The sequence below is a fragment of the Providencia sp. PROV119 genome (genome assembly GCF_028482435.1).
GTDB lineage: Bacteria > Pseudomonadota > Gammaproteobacteria > Enterobacterales > Enterobacteriaceae > Providencia > Providencia stuartii.
This window is the reverse complement of sequence record NZ_JAMPQL010000018.1, coordinates 77,837-92,412: the sequence shown is the minus strand read 5'-3', so window position 1 is coordinate 92,412 and position 14,576 is coordinate 77,837. Positions and strand designations below refer to the sequence as shown.

Here is a 14,576-nt window from a genome sequence, read left to right as displayed (position 1 = left end):
AAGAAAATTCTACTTATTAATACACCGATTTTTCGGGGGGATTACCGGGGCGCTTTATTGGCTAACATGTTTTTTTTCACAGCATCTTAATATTCGACCGCATCACGCCACTGATAATTAAATCCAAATCCCCAACAATGGCGACAACATAATCGACGATATTCGGTTAGCTCATTTACGTCTGCAGTTGCAATATCCCACCACATTTTTAATACGGCATCTTGGGTTATCTCGGTTCTACGTTCTCGTTCTGCTAGCGCGTCCGCGATTGCTCTTGAAACCTTAGCATTTCTTAGCATTCGAGTAGCATTTACATAAGCTGTATTGCCTTCGCCTTTATAACCGGCTCGCTTATATGCAGCAGCTCGATTTAAGTCGATAAGATACTCGTTAACGAATTTGACTTGTGAGTCATTAAGCCCGTAGTTGCGCACATCAAAGGTATTTTCATCATCGTGCGCACTATCATGTTCTCTACTCTGCGCAGTTGGTATATCACTTTTGCGCACTGGCTCTTTTGCGCATTTTTTCTTCTGCGAATTCGCAGTCTTATTCGCACTTTTTTTTTGCGAATTAGCACTACTATTCGCAATCTTAATGTAGCGCTTAGCAGTTGAGTATTTTAACCCTTGTTCTTCGCACCACTCTTTCGGGGATATCCCTGATTCGGCATGAGCGGCGAGGAACTGTTGTTGTAGCGTTCCCCAATCCGGTTTAGCCATCGTGTTTATCTCCCACTGTCCACTAATAACATAAAATAGTGATCTATGTCTTATTTTTGAACTAAATTAACGCACTAACCTTTAACTACTAGCATGTAGCCCCAATTAAGTAAAACTGTGCTAGGAGAGTCATGCACCTATCACTAATTAGCCTGTTCAGGCTGTTATTTTTCATATCACCAAGGAAAACTTAAACTTATGAGTACTAACTTTCATTTATCTTATACAGTCAACGTTGAAAACAAACGTTTTAATGATCAAGCCGCTAGTTTAAGAAGTGGTATTGAGCAAGCATTTAAAGACGATTCCAAAAATTTTTCTGACATCGTTAAATCAGATGAAGTAGATACAAATATCACTGGAACGTTTAGCCCTTCTGGTAGCAATAGTGATGAAAGGAAAAAGAATGCCAAAAAACTCATCAAATCTGTTTTTTCGGGTTTGATGGATGAATTGGAAATTCCATCATCAGCAATTACTGTCAGTTGCGTAGTTACTGCTGGGACAATTGACAATTCATTCGAGTTTACTATCTAGCTTTTTACCCCTCCTCTAAATGTGGTCGCGCTCGAGTAATTTAGAGGAGGTTCTATCAACGCCACTCTATGAATGACGTTTGTAGAAAATTATTCAAATAAATACTAATACGTCAGTTCAGACTCAACTGAAATCATATCCGTTGCATACTTTAGCGCTAATTCACGAGCTTCTTTTGCTGTCTCGTCATTTAATGGCTTACCTAACAGCTCATGGTTAACTCGTTCAATGATTGCCTTGATATCTCGTTCACTGGGTGTGAGGAAAGATAGCTTGATATAATATTTCATGCTCATTACCTGTTGTTACTCTGAAACTCTTTGTTGTTCAATTCCCCTGATAGCACCTAGTTGCTGATTGGCTTTATCAATTGTCGCTAATAACAGGGGGATCCATAGAATGGTCTGTGAATATAACAATGTTTTTCCATCACTATCGGGCGGTAGTGGTGCTAGAACAGGCTCAGTTAATGTTGCTGGTATCGGCGTGCATTGCGCTGAAACGTAACTCGTTTGTGTACTCGTACAGCCCGTTAGCAATATGCTGGGGCACAAGAGGATCACAAACAGACTCTTTTTTGAGTATCGTACGATATTCAATGATTTTCTCCTGTGCTTTGGTATCGGCCTGAATGCCGTTTCGGTATGCAACTGAAGCGATTTGATTAAACCGGTTAAATTGAAGTGATTGCATAGAAATGATTTCGCTTAGACTGTTATTATCTTGGCGTAACTGCTTATTCTCTTTTTGGACTTCAATTCTCGTATCATGCTCAGCAACAATCCACCAGCCTAATATCACTACCATGATAAATAGCCAAAATGACTTATCGAATTTCATAATGACCTCTGTAAGCATTAAGCCGGATATGATTTATGTGTTAATTGGAAATGAGGACCATCTTTAAAACTCTTCCAATTACCACCCCATTCGAGATCAACACCTAGCTCCCTAGCTGCTTGAAGCATTGCATCAGCAACTAACTTGAACTTAGACCAATCGTGCCAGGGAATATCACGATTAACTAATGGCGCACAGTCAACAGCATGACCTGTTAAGTGTCGACTATTCATGGTTTGGCTTTTACCACTTGCCACCAGCTGACGCTGACGAGCTTCATTGCGCTTGCCTTCAATGACCATAAAATCAACGCTCGTTAACTCTAGTGCTCGACGTGTCACTTTAACCAGATCGGGGTGAACACCTCTTAAGTTCTCTTCACTGCGTTTACTGAATTTAAATTTACTCACCTGATACCTTCCTTAAAAAACGCTTTTCGATTGTTTTAATGAGCTCAGCACCAGACCAGCCAGCAAAGCCAGCTGCTCCTCCAGCTATTTCAGGAACCCATTGATAGTAACTAGATGCAAGAAATACAATTGCGCCAGCAAATACCGCAACAATTGCTTGTAAGATAAAAGTCCGCCAGCTGAACCTCTCTCCGTTTAAAACCTTATATGCATAGCTGGCAGCCACGCCGAGCATGGTCATCAATAAGATAAGCACCTCGCGGAACCAGCTATAGTTATTTGGATCTCTATGTGGCATACGCATATCCACCCCCGATGGAGTGTCCGATGTTTAGTTAATAGAAAGCCGCGCACAATCTCTATGCGTCAATTAAGTGTGTATGATTAGAATTCTGTGGTCGGCATATACGAAAAAAGACCACATAAGCGATCTTCTGAATGAGTTGTTCGATTATCGTTACAAATTGCAAATATGAGCTCTACAGTTGAATGATCCTAGCCAAATCTAGTGCCATTACAATGTACGGGATCGCAAGGAATATAATTATGAGCGAGCATAGCACCCTAACGAAGGTGTGTTTTATTTTATAAATGCAGCAACAAATGCTATTGGAATTGAAAAATTACTGCATATAACAACTATAAAAACATACCATATAAAATCCTCATAGCTTACCAAATCATCATTCCTTGTAGTTTCTCACTTATTATATTGTGTAATACTACCGCATAGTACAATATAAAAACCCCCGCCGATAAACTGCACCTAAAAAGTCTAACTTTTGGGGTGCAGTTCAATTTGCGAGGTCTTGAATTGGTTTAATGCGACTCAGTATAAAATGCCCATTATTAGAAGTTAATAAGCCAGTTTTATGCAAAAAGCAACCCTGTTCTTTCATCGTTAAAAATATTACTGATTGTCATGCAAAATAAATTTGTAGTGGATATTATATTGCTTTCTGCTATGCCTCCAACTAAACATATATCAGTTTGGATTAGCACTGCACTGTCCTCGTTCATATACGCCCTGATGAGCAAGCACTCCTCATTGATTTGATTAATAATGCGTAGTTTTTGTTCATCATTAATGAGGTTAGATGTCTCATAAATAAATACTAGTGTTATATATTCTTTATTTGCATGCAAATGAACTCGAACAGGCACATTAAATTCTTTTATCGCAAACATTTCAGTTACATCAGGATCTGTAGATGCACGAAATACATCAATCGATGCCTCCCTGTATGTGTCGAGCAGAGATGAAATGGTAATATTTTCATTAGTATAAATTTTACTAGTCATTTTTTTGCTACCTATTCCTTTAACTAATCACATTGATTAATGACTATATTATTATACTAATATTGCATGTAATCTAAATAGCAACTTTCTTAAATGCCTTTTTCGCTATATTTTCTTCTACAATACACTTGCGAAACAGTTTCTCATAAAAAGGTTTCCAATTACGTGACCATGATGATTGAGTTAAATCGGGTACTAAGTGCTTTATCGCATTAAACACTATTGATGATGGTACGCGCTTAAATCCCCTACCTTCACAACGAGGACAATCTTTAAATACAGTAGCGCCCTGCAACTTAGTTTGTGCTTCGTCTAATACCTTGCCTCGGCCTTTACAGCGACAACGGTGTGTGATTTGACCTTTGCCATTGCAAGAAACACATAGCTCACCTACCAATTCCTCTCTGATATTTGGATCAATAATCGCTTCGCCTTCAAGTGTTGTGATACCGGGGTGTTTGACAACATCTTTCATTTTGTAGATCAACCCTCTTCCATTGCACGCTGAACACTGACAAACAAGCCCTGCTGAACGGGCATAATCTTCAAATGCCATCTTGGCCAGAATAATTAGACAGTAACCCAACTTTTTACCTGCTGCTTTAGCCACCAGCCTTGGTGTGTTTTTTTAGCATATTGGGTCAAGGCTTCCACGGTAGAAAATTTATCTTCTTCGCTGATATCATTCTTCGCTAGAAACGCTGTCATGCCAAACTTAGCCTGTGACTCGGTCATCCCCATAGCCGCCATAATATCTGTGCCTGTTATTCGGTCAGGGGACGTGCAACTTGCTACATTGCCGAATGTAGGTGACTTAGGGTGAAAGTTTTTCAGTGCATTTTCGAGTTTCATTGGTTCACCGCCTATTACATATCAACAATATTTTTTATATGGTCATCAAGTGCGACAAGCACGCAGCTCCATCACTTCTTTTTGGGTTTGCTCGAGTAGTTCTGCTTCTGTGCCGTGAATTTCTTGTCACCTCTTGGGTGCTGCATGAAAACCAGTATCGTAGCTAGCACAGTGGTGAGGTGGGCATAACGGCAAAACATCTTTGTGGCTAGCTCGTTGAGCCATACCCTGCCCTGTTCGTGTATGATGGATTTCCGCAGGAGTTGCCCCATATCCCATATTTCGGCAGCAAACACAGCCAAGTTCGGCTACATCTGATAACCACTGCTTCTCTTCTTTGATCTTCGATTTTTGGATCATTGGTCTTGCCTCTAGGTAAAATCCAATAGCTGGCCAGCTGCATTTTCAGCAGCTTGTTGGGTGGGAAATTTACGGAATAGAATGAAGTTCCAAAGCACATCGAGTGTGGCTTTGTAGAGTTCGCCAAAAGCTAGGTCATCCATTCTTGCAAAGCTGATTGATTTAGCGACACGGCGTAGGCTACCGTCTGGCATTTCGAACGTTTCATAACGGCCAGATTGCTCTACTACCCAATAGCGGAAAGCATCAAAGGATTTGGTTGCTGGGATATTGTGAGCACGTTTTTGTGCTACATCGTCTAAATAAACATCTGTAGCTGACTGGAGGGCATCATCATTATCGGTGTAGTAAGCAAGGAATTTAACGTAACCACGCACTGCTATCTGTTTCTAAGTTGCCTATACGGCAGTGAACAAACAGCTGGTACCGGTTGCTGATGTGCATTTTTTCTAAGCTGCCTATACGGCAGTGAACGTATGTTAGCCTTTTTTCATCATGCAGATTTCTTTCTAAGCTGCCTATACGGCAGTGAACTACCACGTTCTGTTTATTCGCCCTCATTTGAATTTCTAAGCTGCCTATACGGCAGTGAACGATTTTCATGTTGTTAATACATTCCGATTACTTTTCTAAGCTGCCTATACGGCAGTGAACGGAAAAGAGCGCTTGGCGAAGCAGTCATGTGCTTTCTAAGCTGCCTATACGGCAGTGAACACTTCTTTATCCCGTCCGAATTCTATTTTGTATTTCTAAGCTGCCTATACGGCAGTGAACTATAAATTATCATGAAAAAACCATGTTCAACAATAAATTACATCTGATTTTATGAAAAATACCTTCTATATTTCAGTGATTCTTAACACATTGATTTTTAATCAATAAATTTCAAGTAAAAAAATAAAGGGTAAAAAAGAGGAAAACAGTGCATCTTCTATACCCATCAAAATTAATAGTGACACGTTAAATTTGAACTATCTGTGAGATTTTGTGACATCAATTTTAGCCCGTGTCATCCATGAGTTACCCAGCATTTATGCTCCTCACTTAAACAACTATCAGTAGCTGATCATTACCTCCCTTACACGCCTTTTATTCAGCGCTACAGGGAGTGGACACAATGAACAGCCATCAATGCTCACATAAAAAGATAGTTGGCTACGTTGTACAGCGCCCTGCCTAGCCTACATATTACGCAATTTCTTGGGAGAATCTCTAATCCCTGTTCACCAAGAAATAACTCTATCTTAGTCACACCTAATTCCTTTTGTCGTTTGCGTTTTTCTATTTTACGTTCTGCGGCTTTTGCCATTAGTCCCGTTTCTTCATTTTAACTACACTAATGCACGGAACAAAAACGTTCAATAGATAGCTCATCGACCCTAGCGCCACCTAAATTTGCCAAAAATGCTATTGTTGAAAGCACATCTTTTTCGCTTGTTGCGACAAAAAGAGTTATGAAAGATTGTTGGTTCCATAAACCACTTGCTTTATAAACCGATTTTTTCATTTTCACTCCAACTAACTACATTCAATAACCTGATGACAAAACGGCTTTATATCCTCTACAAGGTACATAGTTATATGATGGGAGCGATTTTATTTTTTCCAAGTATGTAAGTTTCATACTTTCATTACTCACAAATATTTTAGTCTGCCTCTGAAAAACGCCCAATGTACCTCAGGTGCCTTTTTAATCTTCACCAGCACTCGCTCTCTGTCTATTTTCTATTTTGATGCAGTCCTCGTCAGCAAGACGTCTTGTCGCTGAAAAAGATCAACTCATGGAAGCAGGTATTTATATTAAGCAAGCTAAAAACAGGTAAAAGCTAAAGAGGAAGCTGTAAAAAAATTTCCTTATTTAGATTTTAATTTTACGTTTCATGATTTGAAGGCAAAAGGAATATCTGATCTGGAAGGAACACTGAGCGAGAAGCAAAATATTTCTGGGCATAAAACACCTTCACAGACGGCGCGATATGATCGAAAAGTGGTAATCGTTCCAACGGTCGGAGGGCAAAAGCGTTAGTGAATGGGGGAGTTAGTAGCGAAAGTTAATAGCGAAATAATAGCGAAAGGTGATTTCAGTCACAAAAAAAGCCACCTAAAAGGTGGCTTCTTTCTTTCCCTAACTCGTTGATATTCAACTGAGTTTTTATTTGGTGCCCAGGGCGGGACTTGAACCCGCACAGCCTAAAGGCCGAGGGATTTTAAATCCCTTGTGTCTACCGATTTCACCACCTGGGCTGAATTTTGGAGGCGCGTCCCGGAGTCGAACCGAGCTACACGGATTTGCAATCCGGTGCATAACCGCTTTGCTAACGCGCCTTCTTCTCAATCTCTTACTGAGATTTGGAGCGGGAAACGAGACTCGAACTCGCGACCCCGACCTTGGCAAGGTCGTGCTCTACCAACTGAGCTATTCCCGCCTTTCAGCTTTCGCTTTTCAAACTGGCTGATTTACTTATTTTTTTTCGTAAACCTCGTTGCCGTTCGATGCGTTGCATTCTACTGATTTCACATTTTGAGTCAACACAAATATTTAAAAAAATCACTCAAAACCGTTCGTTCGCTGTTTTTTCAATCATTTCGATCAAGCTTCGCTCAAATCTGACCATGCTGCCTTCAAATATTGATACATTGACCAGAACGTTAAGATAGCTGCAACATACAATAATGCGATAGCAAGATTCTCAATAAGCAAATTTGGACGCCACAATAACCCAACTAAAGAGATCATTTGGGCTGTTGTCTTAAATTTACCAATCCATGACACGGCAACACTACTTCTTTTGCCTATCTCAGCCATCCATTCTCTTAACGAAGAAATAATAATTTCACGAGCGATCATCGTCGCGGCGGGTAAAGTGACATACCAAACATCAAAACTTTCCGTAACAAGCACTAATGCTGTTGCCACCATCACCTTATCGGCAACAGGATCTAGGAATGCCCCAAACTTGGTTGTTTGCTTCCATAACCTTGCTAAATAGCCATCAAACCAATCTGTTACTGCCGCAATAACGAAAATTAATGCGCAAACAAAAGGCCCCCAACTGACTGGTAAATAAAAAGCCAGCACAAAAAACGGTATCAGAATGACTCGGAACAGGGTCAACCACGTAGGAATATTTAATTTCATCATGCTCAGTAACTTTTTGACCAAATTGGATTTAATAAGTATGGTGCCTTAAGACACCTACTGTTTCAATGCATTATAAATCTTTTCTGCCAACGCGTATGAGATCGAGGGCACTTTTGCTATCTCTTCTATACTTGCATTTTTCAGCGGCTGTAAGCCCCCCATATATTTTAGTAGCATTTGACGACGTTTGGGTCCTACACCTTCAATAGATTCGAGCGCGCTGGTATTTTTAACCTTTGCTCTACGCTGGCGATGGCCTGTAATCGCATGATTATGTGATTCGTCTCGTATATGTTGGATCACATGCAGTGCAGGTGAATCAGGCGGCAACGCAACCCCTTCCCCTTCTGGCTTAAAGAATAGCGTCTCTAACCCTGCTTTACGGTCACTCCCTTTTGCAACCCCAATTAACAATGGTCGATTTTTATCCCAATCCACATCCAGAGAATTAAACACATCTTTTGCTTGGCCTAATTGCCCTTTCCCCCCATCAATAAAAATAATGTCAGGCACTTTACTCTCATCAATATGCTTGCCATAGCGGCGAGTAAGAACCTGATGCATCGCAGCATAATCGTCACCTGGGGTGATCCCCGTAATGTTATAGCGCCGATACTCCGACTTCACTGGACCATTTTTATCGAAAACAACACAAGATGCGACGGTTTGTTCCCCCATCGTATGGGAAATATCAAAGCACTCCATTCGAGCGATTGAATCCAACCCAACTGTTTTCGCTAATGATGACATCCGTTGATGGATTGTGGACTGCTGTGCAAGCTTGGTTAATAACGCGGTTGATGCATTCGTCCGTGCCAGTTTCAGATAACGCGCCCTCGCACCACGAGGTTGAGTTTGAATTTGAATTTTACGCCCAGCGATATGCGATAGTGAGTCAGCCAGCAATGTTTTCTCAGGTAACGCAAAATCTAACAGGATCTCTCCGGGCAATGTTCGATTTTCACTTCCTTGTAAATAGAACTGCCCAAGAAAAGTTTGCACCACTTCTTCAAGTAATGTGTCAGCCGGTATTTTAGGATAATAACTCCGGCTTCCTAACACTTTCCCCTGCCGTATAAACAACACATGAATACAAGCAAGCCCTGCCTCGAATGCTACACCTATCACATCAAGGTCATCGCTATCACCTGAAACAAATTGTTGCTCTGTTACCGCCCTCACCGCTTGAATTTGATCACGAAACCGTGCCGCTTCTTCAAAACGTAACGCTTGACTGGCCTTTTCCATCCGTTCAATCAAGCCAGTTAATACTTGCTGATCTTTACCTGTTAAAAATAAACGAACGTAATTAACTTGTTGTTCATACTCTTCATCGCTCACTAATCCCTTAACACAAGGGCCTAAACAACGCCCGATTTGGTATTGTAGGCACGGCCTTGAACGATTTTTGTAGACGCTATCTTCACATTGTCGGATAGGAAATAGCTTTTGCATCAAAGCCAATGTTTCCCTTACTGCATAAGAGTTAGGAAATGGCCCAAAATATTCACCTTTCGCATGCTTAGCACCACGGTGCATCGATAATCTTGGATGCGTTTCTTTACTCAGAAAGATATAAGGATAGGATTTGTCATCACGCAGTAAGACGTTATAGCGAGGCTGATAAAGCTTGATATAGTTGTGTTCGAGTAATAGCGCCTCTGTTTCTGTGTGTGTAACCGTGACGTCAATGGAGGCGATATTTTTCACTAACTGTTCAGTTTTTCGACTGCTGACGTTAGTACGGAAATAACTGGAAAGTCGTTTTTTTAAATCTTTTGCTTTACCGACATAAATAACCGTTCCCCCAGCATCATACATTCGATAGACGCCGGGTTGGTTGGTCACTGTCTTTAAGAAAGCTTTTGGTTCAAACTGTTCTGACACCCTAATAAACCCTGTTTGGCTACAATTAACCCATAGCTAATGGCAATATGGGTTAATTCTACATCACTACGGATATTAAGTTTACCAAACATTCGATATCGATAGGTATTTACTGTTTTAGGGCTTAAATTTAGCACCTGTGCTATCTGTTTTGTGGGGATCCCTTGGGTGATAAGCAACATGATTTCTAACTCACGCGTTGACAATAACTCATAGAGATCGGTCTGTTCATGCTGATTAATACGTTTTAAAGCAATAGATTGCGCAATGTCTGGTGAGATAATTTTGCTGCGCGCATTGACCACCTGTATAGCTTCTAAGAATTCATTTACTTCAATTTTGGCACTTAGTATACCTTGGATCCCAAGATCGAGCGCTTTGAGTAAGAATGAATAATGAGCGTGGATATTATAAATAATAATACCAACATCAGGCTGTGTTCGTCTTAGCGTTTGTAGCGCCTTTAATGATTCAAATTGGCAGTTATCGTTATTAATTAAGATAATGCTGGCTTTTTGTTGCCGATTCCAGGAGATGGCTTGTTCGATTAAAGGAAATGAAGCCACAATATGACATCGTTTGTGTCGGCTAAAAATAGCCTCAAGCCCACGAATTAATATATTATTATTATCAATAATTATAATATTAATCATCTTTCTCTCTATATTTTATGACAACTCACCCATATAAACCTCCATAAATAGCAATTTTACAAAATAAAATATAGTCTTTTCGTTTCGTGATTAACTGATTGCTTTATTATTCTACGAATCAATACATGCTAAAAATAACGTCAAAAAAGCGATATCCTTTTAAAATAAAATAGCCATGCAAATACATGGCTATGACATTATTATAAATAGAAACTAATTGGTTATTTCTGACCGACTAAACGGCAGATACTCTCTGATACCAAATAGCTTTTCTCAAACGAGCTGAGAGGCAAGAATTCAAATCGCGAGTGGAAATTTAATGCACCTGTAAAGTAATTCGGCGTTAAAACCCCTCGAGCAGAGAGTGCAGAACCATCTGTGCCCCCTCGCATAGGGATCACTTTAGGCTCAACATTTTGAATTTTTAATGCTTCAAAAATTAAATCGATAGCCGTACGGTCATCACCGAGCGAATCACTGATATTGCTGTACACATCTTCGATTTTAAAATCAATTTTTGCTCTCGGATGGCGCGCTCGGATCAATTCAATCGCTTCACCGATATAACGTTTACGAGCTTCATAGCTATTTCGGTCAAAATCGCGGATCGCCATTTTGATTTTTGCATTATCGGGATTTGCGACTAAATCAGTCACATAGAAATAACCTTCGCGCTGCTCGGTATGTTCAGGAGTATCAAAACGGTCAAAACAGCCGATAAAATCATGTGCGACACGAATAGGATTCAATAGTACATTTTTTGCCGACATAGGATGAGCCGTCACCCCTTTAATTGTCACCTCAATTGACGCTGCATTAAAGGTTTCATACACCACTTCCCCGAGGTCACAACAGTCAATGGTGTAGGCAAAATCTACTTTGAAGCGAGATAGGTCCATGATTTTTGAGCCACGTAACCCTATTTCTTCATCAGGAACAAAGGCAATATAGATATCACCGCAATCAAAATCTGCCTGTTGCAGCTTATCCATTAACTCCATAACCACGGTAACCGCGGCCTTGTTGTCCGCACCGAGTACGCTCGTTCCGTCACTAAAGATAATCTCTTCACCGATATAAGGGGCCGCTTCTGGGTGCTCTGACGCTTTAAACCAAATATCTTCTTGGGCATTCAAACACAGATCTTTGCCTTCATATTTAAGTGTTTGAGGCTTAATAACTGGCGATAGACCAACATCGACCGTATCTAAATGGGTGACAAAACCGATTTTAGGTGCTGAAGGTTTATTGCCCGGACGTACAGCATAAAGAATTGCATGTTCATCGATATAAATCTCTTTTAGGCCATAACTTTCTAGCTCTTTTGCCAGCAATTTCGCTAAATCACGTTGCCCTTCTGTACTCGGCACAACCGTTGCCGCTGCATCACTTTGACTTTCGATTGCAAGATAGCGAAAAAAACGTTGTTCGAGCTGTTTACCTAATTTATTCATTTTTCTTGTTCCTTTTACTCAATCCAACAACTGACTTATGGTGTTGGCTGCCATGTATAACCACTGTCAAATCCAATTGGAATATCGAATGCCCAGAAGAGGTATAGCGTTGCGGTCAATGTGATCAACAGACCCACCGTAAACGGTATCATCATGGAGCAAAGAGTACCAATTCCTGCATTTTTGTAATATTTCTGACAATACATCAGGATCAACGGATAGAATGGGAACATGGGGGTACTGACGTTCATTGCCGAATCACTGACTCGGAAGGCCGCTTGGGTAAGTTCCGGAGAGATGCCGACCGCCATCAACATTGGCACAAGTACAGGAGCCATGATCGCCCACTTAGACGTGGCTGAGGTGATCATAATATTTAATATTGCAGTCAGTAGAATGACACCAAAAACAGTCAATCCTGAAGGCATATCAAGGGTACGCAGTAATTCCGCACCAGATAACGCTAATAATGTACCTAGATTCGAATGTTGGAACGAATATAAGAATTGCGCGGCAAAGAAAGCGAAGACAATAAAGGGGATCAGTGACTTAGTAATATTTTCCATCGCTTTCACCACATCTTTCGTAGAGGTGAAAGATTTAGTCATATAGCCGTACACGATGCCGGGCAACGCAAAGAAAATAAACAGCAGTGGCACAACGATTTGCATGATAGGCGCTTTCGGGCTAGTTAAGCTGCCATCTGGACCACGTAATAATGAGTTTTCCGGCCATAATAAGGCAAACAGACCCGCTGCCAAAGCCAGCACGACAAGACCCGATACGCGAAACGCTCTATTTTCTAATGGCGTGATCTTACCGAGGTCCTGATCGGCATCGGTATCCACATCTTTGGTGGTAATTGGGCAGTTTTTATTTAACCATGGCTCAACAATTTTTTCGGTAATAAACCAGCAAGTAAAAATAACACCAAATGTGCCACCAAGGCTAAAGAAGTAATTACACAGTACGTTAACACTATAGCCAGGAGCCATCATTTGCGCAGCATCTTGTGTGAAGCTTTGCATAATAGGATCGATGATAGAAGGCGTATAACTTGCAGTAAATCCGCCCGCTAATCCTGCGAATGCAGCCGCAATACCCGCTAATGGATGGCGACCACTCGCGTAAAACATCATTGCAGCGACAGGCATCAAAATAACGTAAGCAGAGTCAGAAGCAATATGGGAAACAATCCCCACGAACACTACCGTTGGCGTCAACATTTTCGGAGTGATAAACGAGAGCATTTTTTTCAGCGCAGTATTGATAAAACCGCTGCTTTCAGCAATCCCTATCCCCAATGTTGCAACTATTGTTATTCCAAGAGGAGGGAAATTAATAAAATTTTTCACTGCCGCTGTGATGAATAATATGATTTCCTCATAGTTAAACATATTAATGACAGTGATTTTTTCTTTCGACACTGGATGGTAATAATTAAAATCTACAAATGAAAGTAAATAAGATAAAAACCAACAGATTATCAAGGCATAAATAAACAGCATTGTAACGTCAGGCATCACGTTACCGATACGTTCAACACGGTTTAAGAAGCCCTTTTTTTTAGGGAGTGTATTTGTTGTCATATTTGCAAGTACTTAAGTTATTAGAGTAATAAACTTTTACACACTAAATAACGATTTATGAAAAGTAAAATACTTTCTTTCGATTATTTAACAGGATAAACCAGTTGTGATGACTTGCATTAAGATAATTTATCATTATAAATTATCTTAATTATTTAAACTCAGCAGGAATATGCTTTTGTTAGGGATAACTTCTCAGATTTCGCAAATTAACGATTATTTTTTATTAATCAAAAGATAAGAAAAAGGAATGAATAACATTCCTTTTTTACCATTAATTTTTTTTGAAATATTCTACTCTCGTTTTAGTTTTTCGGTATTGGCGATATAAAGGGCAACCACTAAGACTAAAATTGCAGCAGAATGAAGTAGTGTTGTCAGTGGATCGCTGTGATCAACAATAATTAAACGTATTACGGCCGTAATGCCGATATAGATAAAATACCTTAATGGAAAATGGTAACCAGACAAAAAATACTTAGTAATCAGTGCAATAAACTCGAAATAGAGGAAGTAAATCACAATTCCTTCTAATAGTTCATATGCTGTTGCTTCCTTTTGCCCACTAAACATTAAGGAGGCCATGGTGTACGTTTCTTTTGCTAAAAAGAAAACCAGTACAATCGCTAATGCGATCAAGCCAATATTTAATACCCATTGCAAAACCCACGCAATATTACTGGCGTGCCGCATATTTCTCATACTATTCATTCGTTATATTCCCTAGATAGTGATGCATATTGATATGGTAAGCTTGCGTGCACTTCCCCGCATCAAATGCACAGAATTAAATCGCCTTCTATAAAAGGTTATAAGTCTTTTAGGTTA

14 protein-coding genes, 3 tRNA genes, 5 pseudogenes and 1 CRISPR repeat array are annotated in these 14,576 nt (G+C 40.1%); of the genes and pseudogenes, 2 read left to right on the top strand and 20 right to left on the bottom strand.

The genetic code is table 11. From position 1 onward, the window contains the following. Positions 1-89: 89 nt before the first annotated feature. Positions 90-722, bottom strand: a pseudogene (locus PSF11_RS15080) (terminase small subunit); the annotation flags it as partial. A gap of 198 nt (positions 723-920) precedes the next feature. On the opposite strand from PSF11_RS15080, the gene PSF11_RS15075 reads away from it, so the two are divergent. After that, positions 921-1,259, top strand: a complete 339-nt coding sequence (locus PSF11_RS15075; protein WP_072502191.1) for a hypothetical protein — start codon at positions 921-923, stop codon at positions 1,257-1,259. Positions 1,260-1,363: 104 nt separating this feature from the next. On the opposite strand, the gene PSF11_RS15070 is transcribed toward PSF11_RS15075, so the two are convergent. The 10 genes and pseudogenes from PSF11_RS15070 to PSF11_RS15030 all read right to left on the bottom strand — a co-directional run bounded on the left by PSF11_RS15070 (position 1,364) and on the right by PSF11_RS15030 (position 6,530). Further along, positions 1,364-1,549, bottom strand: coding sequence for a hypothetical protein (locus PSF11_RS15070; protein WP_072502190.1), 186 nt, complete (start codon positions 1,547-1,549; stop codon positions 1,364-1,366). A gap of 15 nt (positions 1,550-1,564) precedes the next feature. Continuing rightward, the gene (gene lysC / locus PSF11_RS21340; RefSeq protein ID WP_146117210.1) at positions 1,565-1,822 is read right to left on the bottom strand and encodes an Rz1-like lysis system protein LysC; all 258 of its coding nucleotides are present in this window, start codon (positions 1,820-1,822) and stop codon (positions 1,565-1,567) included. Beyond that, complete coding sequence (locus PSF11_RS15065; RefSeq protein WP_072502188.1) at positions 1,722-2,099, bottom strand: hypothetical protein; 378 nt, start codon at positions 2,097-2,099, stop codon at positions 1,722-1,724. Before PSF11_RS15065 ends, lysC begins: the two co-directional genes overlap by 101 nt. A gap of 17 nt (positions 2,100-2,116) precedes the next feature. After that, positions 2,117-2,509 (bottom strand): M15 family metallopeptidase, encoded by a 393-nt coding sequence (locus PSF11_RS15060; protein ID WP_072502187.1) that lies wholly within the window; start codon positions 2,507-2,509, stop codon positions 2,117-2,119. Continuing rightward, positions 2,502-2,813, bottom strand: coding sequence for a phage holin family protein (locus PSF11_RS15055; RefSeq protein ID WP_167537612.1), 312 nt, complete (start codon positions 2,811-2,813; stop codon positions 2,502-2,504). The genes PSF11_RS15060 and PSF11_RS15055 overlap by 8 nt, the downstream gene beginning before the upstream one ends. A gap of 566 nt (positions 2,814-3,379) precedes the next feature. Then, the gene (locus PSF11_RS15050) at positions 3,380-3,811 is read right to left on the bottom strand and encodes a YbjN domain-containing protein (protein WP_061064141.1); all 432 of its coding nucleotides are present in this window, start codon (positions 3,809-3,811) and stop codon (positions 3,380-3,382) included. Positions 3,812-3,884: 73 nt separating this feature from the next. Beyond that, positions 3,885-4,663 (bottom strand): annotated as a pseudogene (locus tag PSF11_RS15045) (antitermination protein Q). Between the two features lie 45 nt (positions 4,664-4,708). Continuing rightward, positions 4,709-5,023: pseudogene (locus PSF11_RS15040) on the bottom strand (Ref family recombination enhancement nuclease). Positions 5,024-5,034: 11 nt separating this feature from the next. Then, a pseudogene (locus PSF11_RS15035) lies at positions 5,035-5,400 on the bottom strand (DUF1367 family protein); the annotation flags it as partial. A gap of 9 nt (positions 5,401-5,409) precedes the next feature. Continuing rightward, positions 5,410-5,797: direct repeats of the CRISPR family, unit length 28 nt; unit sequence TTTCTAAGCTGCCTATACGGCAGTGAAC. Positions 5,798-6,359: 562 nt separating this feature from the next. Beyond that, the gene (locus PSF11_RS15030; RefSeq protein WP_004918798.1) at positions 6,360-6,530 is read right to left on the bottom strand and encodes a hypothetical protein; all 171 of its coding nucleotides are present in this window, start codon (positions 6,528-6,530) and stop codon (positions 6,360-6,362) included. Between the two features lie 315 nt (positions 6,531-6,845). On the opposite strand from PSF11_RS15030, the pseudogene PSF11_RS15025 reads away from it, so the two are divergent. Continuing rightward, a pseudogene (locus PSF11_RS15025) lies at positions 6,846-7,049 on the top strand (integrase); the annotation flags it as partial. 131 nt (positions 7,050-7,180) lie between these two features. On the opposite strand, the gene PSF11_RS15020 reads toward PSF11_RS15025, so the two are convergent. The 9 genes from PSF11_RS15020 to psiE all read right to left on the bottom strand — a co-directional run bounded on the left by PSF11_RS15020 (position 7,181) and on the right by psiE (position 14,459). Beyond that, a tRNA-Leu gene (locus PSF11_RS15020) sits at positions 7,181-7,267 on the bottom strand. A gap of 7 nt (positions 7,268-7,274) precedes the next feature. Next, positions 7,275-7,348: transfer RNA gene (locus PSF11_RS15015), tRNA-Cys, on the bottom strand. A gap of 25 nt (positions 7,349-7,373) precedes the next feature. Further along, a tRNA-Gly gene (locus PSF11_RS15010) sits at positions 7,374-7,449 on the bottom strand. 164 nt (positions 7,450-7,613) lie between these two features. Next, the gene (gene pgsA, locus PSF11_RS15005) at positions 7,614-8,162 is read right to left on the bottom strand and encodes a CDP-diacylglycerol--glycerol-3-phosphate 3-phosphatidyltransferase (protein ID WP_014658106.1); all 549 of its coding nucleotides are present in this window, start codon (positions 8,160-8,162) and stop codon (positions 7,614-7,616) included. A gap of 57 nt (positions 8,163-8,219) precedes the next feature. Next, positions 8,220-10,052, bottom strand: a complete 1,833-nt coding sequence (gene uvrC, locus PSF11_RS15000) for an excinuclease ABC subunit UvrC (protein ID WP_004918794.1) — start codon at positions 10,050-10,052, stop codon at positions 8,220-8,222. Further along, entirely contained in the window at positions 10,019-10,705 is a 687-nt protein-coding gene (locus tag PSF11_RS14995; protein ID WP_004918792.1) for a LuxR C-terminal-related transcriptional regulator, read from the bottom strand. Before PSF11_RS14995 ends, uvrC begins: the two co-directional genes overlap by 34 nt. Before the next feature lie 221 nt (positions 10,706-10,926). Then, positions 10,927-12,159 carry a peptidase T gene (gene pepT, locus PSF11_RS14990; RefSeq protein WP_072502186.1) on the bottom strand — a complete coding sequence of 411 codons (1,233 nt, stop codon included), beginning with the start codon at positions 12,157-12,159 and terminating at the stop codon, positions 10,927-10,929. A gap of 35 nt (positions 12,160-12,194) precedes the next feature. Beyond that, positions 12,195-13,748: an AbgT family transporter gene (locus PSF11_RS14985; RefSeq protein WP_014658104.1), complete on the bottom strand. Its 1,554-nt coding sequence runs from the start codon at positions 13,746-13,748 to the stop codon at positions 12,195-12,197. Positions 13,749-14,042: 294 nt separating this feature from the next. Beyond that, entirely contained in the window at positions 14,043-14,459 is a 417-nt protein-coding gene (psiE, locus tag PSF11_RS14980) for a phosphate-starvation-inducible protein PsiE (protein WP_014658103.1), read from the bottom strand. Positions 14,460-14,576 lie beyond the last annotated feature (117 nt).